Source organism: Pseudarthrobacter sp. Hb11, from assembly GCF_059383655.1.
This window is the reverse complement of record NZ_JBWZCM010000001.1, coordinates 579,935-593,905: the sequence shown is the minus strand read 5'-3', so window position 1 is coordinate 593,905 and position 13,971 is coordinate 579,935. Positions and strand designations below refer to the sequence as shown.

Here is a 13,971-nt window from a genome sequence, read left to right as displayed (position 1 = left end):
CAGGCTTCGTTGCGGTCCTACGAGGCGGACAGCGAGCTGATGGGAGCGGTGAGGGCGTCGGTGAGGCGGATGAGGTCGGCAGGTGCGAGTTCGATGTCCAGGCCGCGTTTGCCTCCCGAAACCAGCAGCGTCTCCAGCGACAGTGCGCTGCGGTCCAGCACAGTGGGGGAAGGGAGCCGCTGGCCCAGCGGGGAGATGCCGCCCAGCACGTATCCGGTACGCCTCTGGGCTGCAGCAGGATCTGCCATCGACGCTTTTTTGGCTCCCAGGGCTGACGCGAAGGCCTTAAGGTCCAGCGTTCCGCTGACGGGTACGATGCCCACCGCCAGCCTGCCTTCCACCTCGACCATCAGCGTCTTGAAGACCTTCGAGGGATGGATACCCAGGACCTCGGAAGCCTCTGCGCCGTAGCTGGCCGCTGAGGGGTCGTGGACGTAGGGGTGCGGCACAAAGGGAACTCCGGCCGCTGCCAGTAGCGCAGTGGCCGGAGTTCCCTGTGATGCGTTGCTGCGTGCCATTGATGCTTTGCGTGGCTAGGAGCGCACGGCGGACGAGGCCGCAACCTTGCGCTTGATCCTCCCCAGCATGGCCGTCATTCCCCTCATCCGCAGTGGCGTGATGGCGCGGGTAAGGCCCAGCAGTTCAGGCATGTCGTCGGGCACCGAAAGGATCTCCTCAGCGGACAGCCCGTCCAGGCCCTCATGCAGCACGCCGGCGAAACCGCGCGTGGTGGGGGCCTCCGGGGGTGCCTTGAAGAAGAGCCGAACTGTGCCGGCCGGGCTGTCGCCGTTGTCCGTTTCGATGGTGAGGAACAGCGGGGACTGGCACTCCACCACCTGTTCGAGCAGCTCGGGGTGGTCCTTGAGCCGTTCGGGCAGGTCAGGGAGCCCCTGCGAGAACTCGAGCAGCAGCTGCAGCCGCTCGGGCTCCGTCAGGGCCTGAAAGTCGTCCACGATGGCCGCAAGGGCCGAAGGCAATGCTTGAGTAGTCATCATTCCAAGTCTACGCAGGTACTGATGGTCAGGCCTCGTCAGACTCCGAGGGCAACGGGAAAGGAACCGCGTTCAGCGCCCTTGACGATGGGAACCCGCACGGCGTTGCCCCATTCCGTCCACGATCCGTCGTAGTTGCGGACGGAATCGAAGCCGAGGAGGTACTTCAGGGCGAACCAGGTGTGGCTGGAACGCTCACCGATGCGGCAGTACGCCACAACGTCGTCGCCTTCGCTCAGGCCCGCCTCACCGAGGTAGAGGGCTTCGAGTTCCTCGCGGCTCCGGTAGGTTCCATCGGGCGCGGCGGCCCGCGCCCAGGGGATTGAGGCAGCAGTGGGAATGTGGCCGCCGCGCAGCGCACCTTCCTCGGGGTAGGCGGGCATGTGGGTGCGCTGGCCGGTGTATTCCTCGGGGGAGCGGACATCGATGAGCGGCTTGCCCAGGTGGGCCAGGACGTCTTCCTTGAAGGCACGGATCGGAGCATCGTCGCGCTCGACGACGGGGTAGTCACCCCTGGCCGGTGCCGGCTTGTCCGTGGTGAGCTCCCTGCCCTCGGCAATCCACTTGTCCCGGCCGCCGTCGAGCAGCCGCACGTCCTGGTGGCCGAAGAGGGTGAAGACCCACAGCGCGTAGGCAGCCCACCAGTTGGACTTGTCCCCGTAGATGACCACCGTGCTGTCCCGCCAGATACCTTTCGATGCCGCAAGTTCGGCGAACGCAGCGCCATCCACATAGTCGCGGGTGACTTCGTCGTTCAGGTCGGTGTGCCAGTCGATTTTTACCGCGCCGGGGATGTGTCCGGTTTCGTACAGAAGGACGTCTTCGTCAGACTCCACCACTATCAGCTGGCCGCTGGCCACTGCGCCGTTATTAATGGCTGCAGCAAGCCACTCGGTGGAAACCAGGCGCTCTGGGTGGGCGTAGGCGGCGAACTTCTCGTTTTGTTCAGCTGGGTAGGACATATCTTTGCCTTTCATCGAGAACACGGCTGATCCGCGGGACCGGCATGGGGACCTCCTTCCACCCTAGCCACTGCCTTGGATGATGTCCGGTTTCCGTTAACAGGACGAAATGTGGCCTTCATCACGCCGCGGCCCGGCGTCCGCGCCACCCGGGGCAGGGGTTCGTAGCCGGTATCCTTTCTGGGGACCAACCACCAGCAGAACGGACCACCTTGGTACAGATCGAACAGCTTGCCGCCCGAACTCCGTCAGTATCGGTGGATGAGCTCCTCAAGGGTTTCTTTCCCTCGCCGCGCTTTGGCAAGGTCTCCTTTGCGAGTTACCGCCCGGATCCCAAGCAGCCCAGCCAGGCCCACGCCGTCCGGGCACTGGAGGGATTTGCCGCAGGCGTCGGAGCCGGGGACGGCGGAGGCCTGTTCAAGAAACTGTTCGGGAAAAAGGACGCCTCCCGCGCGGGCATCTACCTGGACGGCGGGTTCGGCGTCGGCAAAACCCACCTGCTGGCCTCGCTGTGGCACGCGGCGCCCGGGCCCAAGGCTTTCGGCACTTTTGTGGAGTACACAAACTTGGTGGGCGCCCTGTCCTTCCGGAAAACGGTGGATGCGCTGAGCCATTACAAGCTCGTGTGCATTGACGAATTCGAGCTGGATGATCCGGGCGACACGGTGCTGATGTCGCGCTTGATGCGCGAACTGGCCGATGCCGGCGTAAAGCTGGCGGCCACCTCAAATACCCTTCCGGGCTCACTGGGTGACGGCAGGTTCGCCGCGGTGGATTTCCAGCGCGAGATCCAGGTCCTCGCGGACCAGTTCGACGTTATACGGATCGACGGCGAGGACTTCCGCCACCGCGGACTGCCGGCCGCACCATCGCCCTTGAAGAACAGCGAACTGTCGTCCCACATGAAAGCGGAGTTTGACGGCAAGACCGTCGCCCAGGACGAGTTCGCCACCCTGATCCACCACCTCGCAGGCGTGCACCCCAGCCGCTACCGGCAACTGATCGACGGCATTGACGGAGTGGTGTGGCGCAACGTGGACACCATCACCGAACAGGCGGTGGCACTTCGGTTCGTGGTGCTGGCTGACCGGCTCTACGACAAGGACGTGCCGATCCTTGCCAGCGGAGTTCCCTTCGACAAGTTGTTCACGGAGGAAATGATGACGGGCGGCTACATGAAGAAGTACTTCCGCGCTGTCTCCCGCCTCACGGCCCTGGCGCGCGAGGGACAGAACCACGAGCCGTCTTAGCCCGAACTCGAAGCGGGGCGCCCGTCGTCGTCCGTTCCTGAAGGGCGGGCGGGTGGCGTCTTAAACGCCAAAGGTGCGGGCGCCGCCTCCCGGCGGGACCCGCACCCCGTTGACGTACTAGGGCAAAACCCTGGCCAAATCCTGTTTACGGAGCCTTGTCAACCGGCGGAACCGGGTTGACCGGCGGAACCTGCCCGGGGGCAGGTGCCTGGCCCGGAGTTCCGTTCTGGTCAATGAGCTTGGAAGCGCCATGCTGGATCTTGTCGACGTGGCCGGAGTACTTGCCTCCGGTCTTGGTGTCAACGAAATCGCCGGCCTTGCTGATGCCGTTCTTGATGGCCTGCTCGTTGCCGCGGATAAGACCCTGAGCCTTGCCCTTTAGGTCGCCAATCAGTCCCACGAGCACCTCCCTTCAATCGCGGAGCCAAGTCGCTCCTCCGCCTAAAATCCTAGCCCTGCCGGCGACACGTGCCAAGGAAATGAGGGGCTTTGGGCGTTCGCCTGCAGCGGATGCTGGAGCAGAGGCCGGAAACTGGCAAGAAAAAAGCAGCTCCGGGGAGCTGCTGCATGTGGGCGATACTGGGATCGAACCAGTGACCTCTTCCGTGTCAGGGAAGCGCGCTACCGCTGCGCCAATCGCCCGGAACCGGAAGACCGGCTTATGGGATTGTAAGAACTAAGAGAGCGGACGACGAGATTCGAACTCGCGACATCCACCTTGGCAAGGTGGTGCTCTACCAGCTGAGCTACGTCCGCATATGAAGTACGTTCCGGCCGAGCCGGCAGTACTGCATGAAGCAAGTGTCCTTGCTTGGTGGGCGATACTGGGATCGAACCAGTGACCTCTTCCGTGTCAGGGAAGCGCGCTACCGCTGCGCCAATCGCCCATGTTTATCCGGAACAAACCGGAAACCATGGTTTTCACCGAGGTGGGTACGGGATTCGAACCCGTGTATACGGCTTTGCAGGCCGCTGCCTCGCCTCTCGGCCAACCCACCGTGTAAGCGCCGATTCGTATGAACCTTTGCCGTGACAGTGTCCTGCGAGCGGACGACGAGATTCGAACTCGCGACATCCACCTTGGCAAGGTGGTGCTCTACCAGCTGAGCTACGTCCGCATTTTGGAGGGCTGATTCGCTGCCGTTCCCGGCATTTCCTCGCTTTCCAACGAGTAAAAACAATATAGGAGGTTCCGGGATTCTCCAAATCGGCCAGCGATTGTGAATGCGCAATAGCGCTGCTTCCCTGCAATGGCGCGGACTTTCGCGAGTTACACGCGTGTAATTTTCGACGGCATCAGGCTGCTTCCGGTCCAATGGTCCTGGTTTGTGTGGGGCAGGGACGGGAACACCCTGCCCGCGTCTGCTCCCGTTGCCATGTCCCGCTGCATGTTTGAGGACCCTTTTGCTGCCGGCTGGCGCCGATTTCCGAAATGGCTCCAAGGTCGGCTAACATTCAAATGCATCAGGGCGATTGGCGCAGTGGTAGCGCGCTTCGTTCACACCGAAGAGGTCACTGGTTCGAACCCAGTATCGCCCACCGCATATTGGTCCGTTTCCGCTCATCTGCAGCGGAAACGGACCTTTTTTGTGCGCCGGACATTCTGTCAGCCCCTTGTGAAAGAGTCTTTGTTATGACTGCTCCACTTCTTGCCCACGCCACGGAATACGGGCGGATGTACGCCCGGTCCACCTCTGAGCATTTCTCCGTGCCGTCCATCACCACGGTGATCGGCCAGCAGCCGCACGGGCTTGACGGCTGGTTCGGATATATGGGTGCGAGCAGCCTGGCAAATGATCCGATGCTCGCGGACTGCCTGGGTAGCCCGGCCAAAATCAAGCAGGCCGTCAACCGCGCGGCCAAGGCTGCAGAGACATACCGGGACGAGGCCGCTAAACGGGGGGACCGCGTCCACTATTACTGCGAGCAGGTGGCCCTGCGCGCCCTCGGCCGGCCACACGCCATGAAGGAAGCGCGCGAGGCCCTCGCTTCCAACGGTGAGGAAGCCTTTGCCGTCCGCTTCGATGAATGGTGGGAGCTCTTCCGGGTGGAACCCATTGCCCCTGAGATCACCGTCTGGAATAACGCGGTGGGGTACGCGGGCACACTTGACCTGGTGGCTCGGATCAACGGGCGGGTTTGCCTGATCGACTACAAGACCAAGGGCACCACCCGCGACGGCCTGGTCAAGCCGCTGGACGACAAAGTGGTGATGCAGCTGGTGGCCGGCATGAAGGCGGAAGAAAGCCTGGTGGACCCCGAAGCGGGGACCTGGGAACCGTGGAAGTACGGCGAAAACCCTGTCCTGTTGGCTGTGGCCATTGGGGAAACCGAGGTCCGTCCGGTCCGTGCCAACCCTGACGTCCTCAAGCATCACTGGTGGAAGTTCTGTGCCTTGCGGCGCGTGTGGGAGCTGTCAGCGGACACCATTTCCGCAGGGACCGCACTGTTGCCCATTGCCCCGCCGCCGCTCGCGCAGGTACAGCCCGCCTGAGTGTGGAGGAACGAAACCGCCTGGCGTTTCGTCTGCGCCTAAACTGGATTGGTTCCCTTTGCCGCCTACCGTAAGGAAAAACAGCGCATGGCTATTCTGAATATCCGCATCATCGGCGATCCTGTGCTCCGCACAGTTGCTGATCCTGTGACGGAATTCGGGCCTGAGCTGGCCAAGCTGGTGGCGGACATGACCGAGACCATGGAAGACGTGGACGGTGCCGGCCTCGCCGCGCCCCAGATCGGCGTGAGCAAGCGTGTCTTTACCTACCGCATCGGTGGCGTGGAAGGGCACATCATCAACCCCGTGCTGGAGAACAGCGAGGATTTCCAGCCCGACCACGTGGAAGGCTGCCTGTCCATTCCCGGTCTCGGTTTCCCCGTGCGGCGTTTCCGTGCCACCCGCGTCTCCGGCGTAGATATGCACGGCAACCCGGTCACCGTCGAAGGCGAGGGGATGCTGGCGCGCTGCTTCCAGCACGAGAATGACCACCTGGACGGAATCCTCTACACGGACCGGCTGGAGGGGGAGGACCGCAAGGCTGCCCTGCGTTCCATCCGCAACGCCAACTATGACTCCGTCACGGAACGGACGACGGCGAAGCGCGCCAAGTCAGTCGGCTCAAGTTTTGGCGGCTCAAGTTTCGGCGGTGCCACTTCCGGCGGGAGCTTCGGTGCCGGCGCGGCGGGTGCCCACGGGTGAGGGTCCTGTTCGCGGGCACTCCCGCCGTCGCCGTCCCGTCACTCAATGCGCTCGTTGAAGCAGGATTCGATGTAGTTGCGGTGCTGTCGAGGCCTGACGCGCCCATCGGCCGGAAGCGCGTTCTCACTCCCTCTCCGGTTGCCGCCCGGGCAGCCGAGCTGGGGATCGCAGTCATTCACGCGTCCCGCATCGATGCGGAGGCCATCGGCAGGATCTCAGCGGTTAACCCGGACGTGGCCGCAATCGTTGCTTACGGCGGGCTGGTGCCCCCGCCCGCCCTCAGGATTCCGCGGCACGGCTGGGTCAACCTGCACTTCTCCCTCCTGCCTTCCTGGCGCGGCGCCGCGCCCGTGCAGCGGGCAGTTATGGCAGGCGACGATGTCACCGGTGCCGTGACCTTCCAGTTGGAGGAAGGACTGGACACGGGGCCCGTATTCGGAACCCTCACAGAAACGGTGGGGCCGGACGATACTGCAGGCGAACTGCTGGAACGGCTGTCCCGCAGCGGAGCGGTACTCCTGGCCCAGACCCTTTCGGCCATTGACGCCGGCAAGGCGGCCGCCCTCCCGCAGACGGGCGAGGTTTCCCACGCCGCCAAGCTGACCCTCGACGACGGCCGCCTCGACTGGAAACATCCGGCCCTGGCCATCGGCCGGCAGGCCCGGGGCGTCACTCCCGAACCTGGAGCGTGGACAGTGCTGGACGGCCAGCGCATCAAGCTGGAGCCCGTCCGGCTGCGGCCCGATGTTTCCGGATTAGCGCCCGGGTCCCTCTGCGTGCATGGCAAAAGTGTGCTCGTGGGAACCGGCTCGCACGGCGTGGAGTTGACCCGGATTCAGCCTGCGGGCAAAAAGATGATGGCCGCTGCTGATTGGGCACGCGGCATGGCTTCCCTTGAAAGCGTGGTTTTCGAATGAGCGGTTCCGGCGGCAATCAAGGCGGTCGCGGCAGTGCTGGGAGCGGGAGCGGAAGCTCAGGAGGCGGTCAGCGCGGAAGAGGCGGCGGAACCGGCGGCGGCCGCGGGAACGGCGGACCCCGCGATTCCAGCACCCGAAACGCCAAGGGCAGGGAACGGAACCGCGGCCCCCAGCGCAGCTTCACCGATAACGCCCCTTCCCAGCGCACGCGCAGGGCGGATCCCGCCCGGCTGGTCGCGTTCGAAGTCCTTCGGGCTGTCGCTGCCGAGGACGCCTACGCCAACCTGGTGCTGCCGGCACGGATCAGGCACCACGGCCTGGACAAGCGGGACGCCGGTTTTGCCACTGAGCTCAGCTACGGGGCCCTCCGCGGCCAGGGCACCTACGACGCCATCCTGGCCCGCTGCGTCGACCGGCCCCTGGACCAACTGGACCCGGCCATCCTCGACGCCCTTCGGATCGGAGCGCATCAGCTGCTGGCCATGCGGGTACCGGCGCATGCCGCGCTGGACCAGACCGTTGGCTTGGCCCGAGCAGTGATCGGAGCAGGACCGTCTGCCCTCATCAACGCTGTCCTCCGGAAGGTCGCCGCGCACACCCTCGAGGAGTGGCTGGAGGAGCTGGTCACCGGAGAAACGGATGAGACCAAGGTGGCCTCCCTCCGCTACGCCCATCCCGAGTGGATCGTCCGCGCCATGCGCCAGTCCCTCGTGGCACATGGCCGCCCAGCGTCAGAAATTGTCGATCTCCTGGAAGCGGACAACGCCGCGCCCGTGGTCAACCTGGTGGCCCTGCCCGGTATCGGAAGCCTCGACGAGGCCCTGGAAAACGGGGCCACCCCCGGTGAGCTCGTGGAGGGCTCGGCGCTCTCCAGCGGCGGGGACCTGGGCCGGCTTGCCTCGGTACGGGAGGGCAGCACCCGGGTGCAGGACGTCGGCTCTCAGCTGGTGGCACGCGCCATGGCCGCGGTAGACCTCGGCGGACGTCGCGCCGGAGCGGGAGCCGAAGGCGCTGAGAGGGCAGGCGCTGAGAGGGCAGGCCCCGCCGGAAGCCCTGCCGAGGCCTGGCTTGACCTGTGCGCCGGGCCGGGCGGAAAGGCGGCACTGCTGGGTGCGCTGGCCAGCCAGAGGGGGGCGACACTGCTGGCCAATGAACCTGCGCCGCACCGCGCCAAACTGGTGAGCCAGGCACTTTCGGCAGTGCCGCGGGAAACCTGGCAGGTCCGCACTGGCGACGGCCGCGAGGTAGGCACGGAGAAGCCAGAATTCTTCGACCGTGTTCTCGTAGACGTTCCCTGCAGCGGGCTGGGCGCGCTCCGCCGGCGCCCGGAGTCCCGCTGGCGCCGCACGCCCAAAGACCTCGCAGATCTTGGGCAGCTTCAGCGCGACCTCCTCAAGTCGGCCCTGGCAGCAGTACGGCCGGGGGGAGTGGTTGCCTACGTGACCTGCTCACCCCACCCGGCCGAAACCACGGCCGTGGTCACTGATGCGCTCCGTAAACGGGACGACCTTGAACTGCTCGAGGCCGGCCAGGCACTGGACAGCGTGAGCCTCACGGGAAGCCTTGGTGCCGGGCATGAGTCGACCGCCCAGCTGTGGCCCCACGTCCACGGCACTGACGCTATGTTCCTTGCCCTGATCCGCAAGAAGTCCTGAACTGTAGAACAGCCCTTGACCCGTGAAAGGTTTCCCTTGTGACGCAATGCTGCATCAACCCGAGCATCCTGTCTGCCGATTTCGTCAACCTCGAAGCTGAGCTGCAACGCATCAGCAATGCGGACGCAGTGCACGTGGACGTGATGGACAATCACTTCGTGCCCAACCTCACCCTCGGGCTGCCGGTGGTGCAGCGGATCCAGGCCGTGAGCCCGGTTCCCCTCGACGCGCATCTGATGATTGCCGACGCCGACCGCTGGGCACCCGGTTTTGCTGACGCGGGCCTGGCATCGGTCACCTTCCACGCTGAGGCTGCCATTGCGCCCATCAAGCTGGCCCGCGAGCTCCGTGCCAGGGGTGCAAAGGCCGGAATGGCCCTCCGTCCCGGAACTCCCGTGGAGCCGTACCTGGACATGCTCTCCGAGCTGGACATGCTGCTCATCATGACGGTGGAACCTGGATTCGGCGGCCAGGCGTTCCTGGACGTGACCCTGCCAAAAATCCGCCGTGCCAGGAAAGCGATCGACGGCTCGGGGATCGGCGTGGCCATCCAGGTCGACGGCGGCATCACCGAAGACACCATCACCCGTGCTGCGGAGGCGGGCGCCAACGTCTTCGTCGCGGGCTCGGCCGTGTACGGTGCAGAGGATCCCGCAGCGGCCATCGACCGCCTGCGCGAGGCAGGCAGCCAAAAGTTACGCTCCGCGGCGGAATAGCCGGGAGCCTTACGCCGTTATGGCACAATAGCAACACACATACGTGCTCCGGGGTCGGTGTAAGTCCGAACCGGCGGTGACAGTCCGCGACCCGCGAGCCGGTGGTTTTCCTTTGGGAAAATCCCGGCGGACGGTTGAACCGGTGAAATTCCGGTACCGACAGTTAAAGTCTGGATGAGAGAAGCACGTACAGCTGTTTCTGCGGCGTCACCCGACGCCGCGGCCTTCTGCTGTCGTATACCCCCGGAGCCATCGCGGTTCTAGAGGGAAGGAACGACACAAGCACTATGAACCTGCTGCGATGGCTCTTAAACGCCATAATTCCTGCTGCCGCCATGTCCGGCAGCACAACCATCGAGGCTCCAGCATGACGGCGGAAGTTGTCACAGCGTTTACCGCCGCCGAGACCGCCGCAATGGACACCGCCCTCGAGGCTGCCCTCAACGGTCCCCGTGGTGCGAATCCCCTGGTGGGCGCCGTCGTCGTCGATTCCGAAGGCCGCCAACTCGTGGCTGGTTTCCACCGCGGCGCAGGTACCGCCCACGCCGAGGCAGACGCCATTGCGCAGGCGGCTGCCGCGGGGCTCGATCTTTCCGGATGCACCATGCTGGTGACTTTGGAGCCCTGCAACCATGTGGGCCGCACCGGTCCCTGCGCCCAGGCGATCATTGCCGCCGGCATAACGGACGTGGTCTACGCGGTGGACGATCCCCATGATCCGGCCGCGGGCGGTGCCGCCACCCTCAGGGAAGCAGGCGTACGCGTACGCAGCGGGCTGGGCGCGGGCGAAGCGCTGAACCTGAACCGCCACTGGTTTGAGGCAGTTGCCGTCAAACGCCCCTTCGTTACCCTGCACATCGCGCAGACACTGGACAGCCGGATCGCGGCCGAGGACGGCACCAGCCAGTGGATTTCCAGCCCCGAGTCCCTGGCTGACAACCACGCAATCCGCGAACGCATCGATGCCATCCTCGTGGGAACCCAGACGGTACTGGTGGACAACCCACGCCTTACGGCCCGCGACGCCACAGGAACGCCGGCCCCGAAGCAGCCTCTGCGGGCCGTGATGGGACTGCGGGATATCCCGGCAGACGCCGCCATCCACGGGAGCGACGGACTGGCAATGCACCTGCCCACCCGCGACCCCCACGAAGCGCTGTCCACCCTCTATGGTTCCGGCATTCGGCACCTGATGGTCGAGGGCGGGTCCAGCATACTCAGCGCGTTCCTCGCGGCCGGGCTCGTTGACGAACTCATTGTCTACCTGGCCCCCACGCTGCTTGGTTCCGGAACCCCCGCCCTCACCGGCCTGGGAATCGCCACCCTCGCCGATGCCCAGCACTGGGAATGGGACCTGTCCGACGGCGGCTCAGTCCGAACGCTGGGCCGGGACCTCCGGCTCCACCTCCGACCGCAACGCACCGTTGCCCTAGACCAACAACCGTCCCGCGCCACCGCGGAGCAAGCCCAGGGAGGCTACTGATGTTTACCGGAATTATTGCCGAGCAAGGGCACGTTTTGTCCGTCGAGCGGGACGGGGATGCCAGCGCCACCGTGCGGCTGCACGCCCCCGGCACCACCGAAGGCCTCGCCCTGGGCGGCTCCATCGCCGTCAACGGGGTTTGCCTTACCGCCACTGAAATAGACGGCAAGGACTTCAGCGTGGACGTGATGGGGGAGACCCTCGTCCGCAGCACCATCGGCGAACTGGCTCCCGGCGACGCCGTCAACCTTGAGCGTTGCGTCCCGGCCGGCGGAAGGCTGGACGGGCACGTTGTGCAGGGTCACGTGGACGGCGTGGGCGTACTGCTTGAACGCGAGCCCCTGGGCAACTGGGAGAGGCTCCGCTTCGGCGTCCCTGCCAGCCTGGCCCGCTACATCGCGGAAAAGGGATCCATCGCCATCGACGGCGTCTCTCTCACGGTCACGGCCGTCAGCGCCGTGGCTGAACAGAGCCCCTGGTTCGAGGTGGGGCTCATCCCCACCACCCTTGCCGAGACGGGCCTTGGCGCAAAAAGCACCGGCAGCCGGGTGAACCTGGAAGTGGACGTCCTGGCCAAGTACACCGAGCGCCTGCTGGCGTTCAGCACCCTGGCGCCCGCAGCTGTTGACGGAGGAACACCATGAACGCCGCAGTCCGGTTCGAGCCTGAGGTGGCTCCCGCTGCCGTCTCCAGCAGCCAGACCGGGATTGACGCCGGTTTAGACACCATCGAGGAAGCAGTCCGGGCCATGGCGGCCGGCAGGCCTGTCCTGGTGGTGGACAACGAGGACCGGGAGAATGAGGGCGACATCATCTTCGCCGCCCAGCACGCCACCCCGGCGTTGATGGGCTGGACCATCCGGTACAGTTCCGGCGTCATCTGCGTCCCGCTGTCCGGCGACCGCGCCGACGCGATGGCGCTTCCTCCCATGGTTGAAGTCAATGAGGATGCCAAAGGCACGGCCTATACGGTGTCCTGTGACGCCGCAACCGGCGTCAGCACCGGAATTTCCGCGACCGACCGGGCCCTCACGGCCAGGGTCCTGGCGGATCCGGAGTCCGGACCGTCCTCCGTGACCCGTCCCGGGCATATTTTTCCGCTGCGTGCGGTTGATGGTGGTGTGCGGGAACGTCCTGGCCACACCGAGGCCGCAGTCGACCTGTGCCGCCTGGCCGGCCTGGAAGCTGCGGCTGTCATTGCCGAAGTCGTCTACGACGACGGTGAAATGATGCGGCTGGATGGGCTCCGTGCCTTCGCTGCTGAACACGGCTGCCCCCTGATTTCCATTGCAGACCTTGTGGCCTACCTCGAGGCAGCGGGCACATCGGCTGACGGCAACGCCCGGGCAGGACGCCAGGGCGGAGAAGAGGAGATACGATGACGGCTTCCGGAGCTTCGGGGAACGGCCACCACCTGCCCGATTCAGGAAACGGCCACCACGCACCAGCGTCTGCCAATGGCCACCACCAGGCAGAATCGGGCAACGGCAGGGTGCCCCATCCCGTCAGCGGCGGTCCGATCGTGCAGCTGCCTACGGCTTTTGGCGACTTTATCGCCCAGGCGTGGACCGACCTGGTGACCGGTGCTGAGCACCTGGCTGTCAGTTCCCCCAACCCGCCCAAGGACGGCAAGGCCCCTTTGGTCCGGCTGCACTCCGAGTGCCTCACGGGAGACGTCTTTGGTTCCTACCGCTGCGACTGCGGGGAGCAGCTGGCTTATGCGCTGGAAATGATCCGCGAGGAAGGTGGAACCTTGCTGTACCTGCGCGGCCAGGAAGGCCGGGGGATCGGGCTCGCCAACAAGATCAAGGCCTATGCGCTGCAGGAGGCCGGCTTCGATACGGTGGAGGCCAACGAACAGCTGGGCCTGCCGGTGGACGCCCGCTGCTACAAGGCGGCCGCCCAGGTATTGGCGGAGATGGGACTGCATGAAGTGCGGCTCCTGAGCAACAACCCGGACAAGCAGAACAGGCTGGCCAACGCCGGTGTCAAGGTTGTGGAGATGGTCCCCACCGAGGTTCCGTCCCGTGACCAGAACATCCGGTACCTGCAGACCAAAAAGGACCGCATGGAGCACCGCCTGGTGCTGGACTCCCACGTGGGCGGCGCAGTGCCCGTCACCACCCCCGCTACCTCCTTTGGCCACGAACAAGACTGACCCGCGCGCTAGACTGACCCGCGCGCAAGACTGACCCACCACAACGACTGACCAACCCTAAGACTGAATGGAACAGCACTGACTTATGAGCGGACACGGCGCCCCCGATATCGACCTCACCACCCTTAACCCGGCCGGGACGTCCCAGCTGCGGCTGGCCATCGTCGCGGCCAGCTGGCACACCCAGATCATGGACGGGCTCCTGGACGGTGCCCTTCGCGCCGCCAAGGACGCCGGTATTGCCGAGCCCACCGTCCTGCGGGTCCCCGGCAGCTTCGAGTTGCCTGTCGCCGCCGCCCGGCTGGCACCGCACTTCGACGCGGTCGTTGCCCTCGGGGTCGTGATCCGCGGCGGCACGCCGCACTTCGAGTACGTCTGCCAGGCGGCGACGTCGGGCCTCACGGACGTGAGCGTGCGCACCGGCGTTCCGGTGGGCTTCGGCGTCCTGACATGCGACACCGAACAGCAGGGCCTGGACCGCGCGGGCCTTCCCGGCTCGAAGGAAGACAAGGGCCACGAAGCCGTTACCGCGGCACTGGCCACCGCCGTCGTCCTGAAGCAGTACAACAGCTAGCAATCGCGGGATGGCGGGCGCGGTGTGTGTTCACTCACATCGCGCCCGTCATGCAACGGCCGGACAGGC

Annotated in this window: 15 protein-coding genes, 6 tRNA genes and 1 riboswitch; of the genes, 12 read left to right on the top strand and 9 right to left on the bottom strand. The window is 65.3% G+C overall.

The genetic code is table 11. From position 1 onward, the window contains the following. Positions 1–17 precede the first annotated feature (17 nt). Genes ybaK through AC50X7_RS02815 form a run of 3 tightly spaced genes read right to left on the bottom strand, consistent with a single transcriptional unit; the run spans position 18 to position 1,954 of the window. On the bottom strand, positions 18–518 hold the full coding sequence (gene ybaK / locus AC50X7_RS02825) for a Cys-tRNA(Pro) deacylase (protein WP_494977645.1): 501 nt from the start codon (positions 516–518) through the stop codon (positions 18–20). Between the two features lie 15 nt (positions 519–533). Beyond that, on the bottom strand, positions 534–992 hold the full coding sequence (locus AC50X7_RS02820; protein ID WP_494977644.1) for a SufE family protein: 459 nt from the start codon (positions 990–992) through the stop codon (positions 534–536). A 38-nt stretch (positions 993–1,030) separates the two neighbouring features. Next, positions 1,031–1,954 (bottom strand): sulfurtransferase, encoded by a 924-nt coding sequence (locus AC50X7_RS02815; RefSeq protein ID WP_494977643.1) that lies wholly within the window; start codon positions 1,952–1,954, stop codon positions 1,031–1,033. A 212-nt stretch (positions 1,955–2,166) separates the two neighbouring features. Here AC50X7_RS02815 and zapE point away from each other — a divergent pair, with 212 nt between their 5' ends. After that, entirely contained in the window at positions 2,167–3,204 is a 1,038-nt protein-coding gene (gene zapE / locus AC50X7_RS02810) for a cell division protein ZapE (protein ID WP_494977642.1), read from the top strand. A 145-nt stretch (positions 3,205–3,349) separates the two neighbouring features. Here the strand turns inward: zapE and AC50X7_RS02805 are convergent, their stop codons facing one another. The 6 genes from AC50X7_RS02805 to AC50X7_RS02780 all read right to left on the bottom strand — a co-directional run bounded on the left by AC50X7_RS02805 (position 3,350) and on the right by AC50X7_RS02780 (position 4,322). Then, the gene (locus AC50X7_RS02805; RefSeq protein WP_307095343.1) at positions 3,350–3,604 is read right to left on the bottom strand and encodes an antitoxin; all 255 of its coding nucleotides are present in this window, start codon (positions 3,602–3,604) and stop codon (positions 3,350–3,352) included. A 170-nt stretch (positions 3,605–3,774) separates the two neighbouring features. Further along, positions 3,775–3,846 (bottom strand) — tRNA-Val (locus tag AC50X7_RS02800). A gap of 41 nt (positions 3,847–3,887) precedes the next feature. Beyond that, positions 3,888–3,960, bottom strand: a tRNA-Gly gene (locus AC50X7_RS02795). Between the two features lie 56 nt (positions 3,961–4,016). Then, positions 4,017–4,091, bottom strand: a tRNA-Val gene (locus AC50X7_RS02790). 40 nt (positions 4,092–4,131) lie between these two features. Continuing rightward, positions 4,132–4,202, bottom strand: a tRNA-Cys gene (locus AC50X7_RS02785). A 47-nt stretch (positions 4,203–4,249) separates the two neighbouring features. Then, positions 4,250–4,322: transfer RNA gene (locus AC50X7_RS02780), tRNA-Gly, on the bottom strand. A 349-nt stretch (positions 4,323–4,671) separates the two neighbouring features. On the opposite strand from AC50X7_RS02780, the gene AC50X7_RS02775 reads away from it, so the two are divergent. The 11 genes from AC50X7_RS02775 (at position 4,672) to ribH (ending at position 13,902) form a co-directional block, all read left to right on the top strand. Next, a tRNA-Val gene (locus AC50X7_RS02775) sits at positions 4,672–4,743 on the top strand. 94 nt (positions 4,744–4,837) lie between these two features. Next, the gene (locus tag AC50X7_RS02770; RefSeq protein WP_494977641.1) at positions 4,838–5,698 is read left to right on the top strand and encodes a cytochrome; all 861 of its coding nucleotides are present in this window, start codon (positions 4,838–4,840) and stop codon (positions 5,696–5,698) included. Positions 5,699–5,785: 87 nt separating this feature from the next. Then, positions 5,786–6,400: a peptide deformylase gene (gene def / locus AC50X7_RS02765; RefSeq protein WP_494977640.1), complete on the top strand. Its 615-nt coding sequence runs from the start codon at positions 5,786–5,788 to the stop codon at positions 6,398–6,400. Next, positions 6,397–7,317, top strand: a complete 921-nt coding sequence (gene fmt / locus AC50X7_RS02760) for a methionyl-tRNA formyltransferase (protein ID WP_494977639.1) — start codon at positions 6,397–6,399, stop codon at positions 7,315–7,317. The genes def and fmt overlap by 4 nt, the downstream gene beginning before the upstream one ends. After that, positions 7,314–8,972: an RsmB/NOP family class I SAM-dependent RNA methyltransferase gene (locus AC50X7_RS02755; protein ID WP_494977638.1), complete on the top strand. Its 1,659-nt coding sequence runs from the start codon at positions 7,314–7,316 to the stop codon at positions 8,970–8,972. Before fmt ends, AC50X7_RS02755 begins: the two co-directional genes overlap by 4 nt. A 38-nt stretch (positions 8,973–9,010) precedes the next feature. Next, positions 9,011–9,688, top strand: a complete 678-nt coding sequence (rpe, locus tag AC50X7_RS02750; RefSeq protein WP_307095336.1) for a ribulose-phosphate 3-epimerase — start codon at positions 9,011–9,013, stop codon at positions 9,686–9,688. A gap of 39 nt (positions 9,689–9,727) precedes the next feature. Then, positions 9,728–9,879, top strand: a riboswitch (FMN riboswitch). A 176-nt stretch (positions 9,880–10,055) separates the two neighbouring features. After that, positions 10,056–11,171 (top strand): bifunctional diaminohydroxyphosphoribosylaminopyrimidine deaminase/5-amino-6-(5-phosphoribosylamino)uracil reductase RibD, encoded by a 1,116-nt coding sequence (gene ribD, locus AC50X7_RS02745; RefSeq protein ID WP_494977637.1) that lies wholly within the window; start codon positions 10,056–10,058, stop codon positions 11,169–11,171. Next, the gene (locus AC50X7_RS02740; protein ID WP_494977636.1) at positions 11,171–11,815 is read left to right on the top strand and encodes a riboflavin synthase; all 645 of its coding nucleotides are present in this window, start codon (positions 11,171–11,173) and stop codon (positions 11,813–11,815) included. Before ribD ends, AC50X7_RS02740 begins: the two co-directional genes overlap by 1 nt. Further along, a complete protein-coding gene (ribB, locus tag AC50X7_RS02735) occupies positions 11,812–12,552 on the top strand; it encodes a 3,4-dihydroxy-2-butanone-4-phosphate synthase (protein ID WP_494977635.1) in 741 nt (246 codons plus the stop codon). Before AC50X7_RS02740 ends, ribB begins: the two co-directional genes overlap by 4 nt. Continuing rightward, a complete protein-coding gene (gene ribA, locus AC50X7_RS02730; protein ID WP_494977634.1) occupies positions 12,549–13,328 on the top strand; it encodes a GTP cyclohydrolase II in 780 nt (259 codons plus the stop codon). Before ribB ends, ribA begins: the two co-directional genes overlap by 4 nt. Before the next feature lie 85 nt (positions 13,329–13,413). After that, positions 13,414–13,902 (top strand): 6,7-dimethyl-8-ribityllumazine synthase, encoded by a 489-nt coding sequence (gene ribH, locus AC50X7_RS02725; protein WP_494977633.1) that lies wholly within the window; start codon positions 13,414–13,416, stop codon positions 13,900–13,902. Positions 13,903–13,971: the final 69 nt, after the last annotated feature.

Coding starts and splice junctions, on each gene's coding strand:
- AC50X7_RS02740 (WP_494977636.1), top strand. CDS start 11,171: ATGTTTACCGGAATTATTGCCGAGCAAGGGCACGTTTTGTCCGTCGAG.
- ribD (WP_494977637.1), top strand. CDS start 10,056: ATGACGGCGGAAGTTGTCACAGCGTTTACCGCCGCCGAGACCGCCGCA.
- AC50X7_RS02770 (WP_494977641.1), top strand. CDS start 4,838: ATGACTGCTCCACTTCTTGCCCACGCCACGGAATACGGGCGGATGTAC.
- ribH (WP_494977633.1), top strand. CDS start 13,414: ATGAGCGGACACGGCGCCCCCGATATCGACCTCACCACCCTTAACCCG.
- ybaK (WP_494977645.1), bottom strand. CDS start 518: ATGGCACGCAGCAACGCATCACAGGGAACTCCGGCCACTGCGCTACTG.
- ribA (WP_494977634.1), top strand. CDS start 12,549: ATGACGGCTTCCGGAGCTTCGGGGAACGGCCACCACCTGCCCGATTCA.
- AC50X7_RS02820 (WP_494977644.1), bottom strand. CDS start 992: ATGACTACTCAAGCATTGCCTTCGGCCCTTGCGGCCATCGTGGACGAC.
- AC50X7_RS02815 (WP_494977643.1), bottom strand. CDS start 1,954: ATGTCCTACCCAGCTGAACAAAACGAGAAGTTCGCCGCCTACGCCCAC.
- def (WP_494977640.1), top strand. CDS start 5,786: ATGGCTATTCTGAATATCCGCATCATCGGCGATCCTGTGCTCCGCACA.
- AC50X7_RS02755 (WP_494977638.1), top strand. CDS start 7,314: ATGAGCGGTTCCGGCGGCAATCAAGGCGGTCGCGGCAGTGCTGGGAGC.
- ribB (WP_494977635.1), top strand. CDS start 11,812: ATGAACGCCGCAGTCCGGTTCGAGCCTGAGGTGGCTCCCGCTGCCGTC.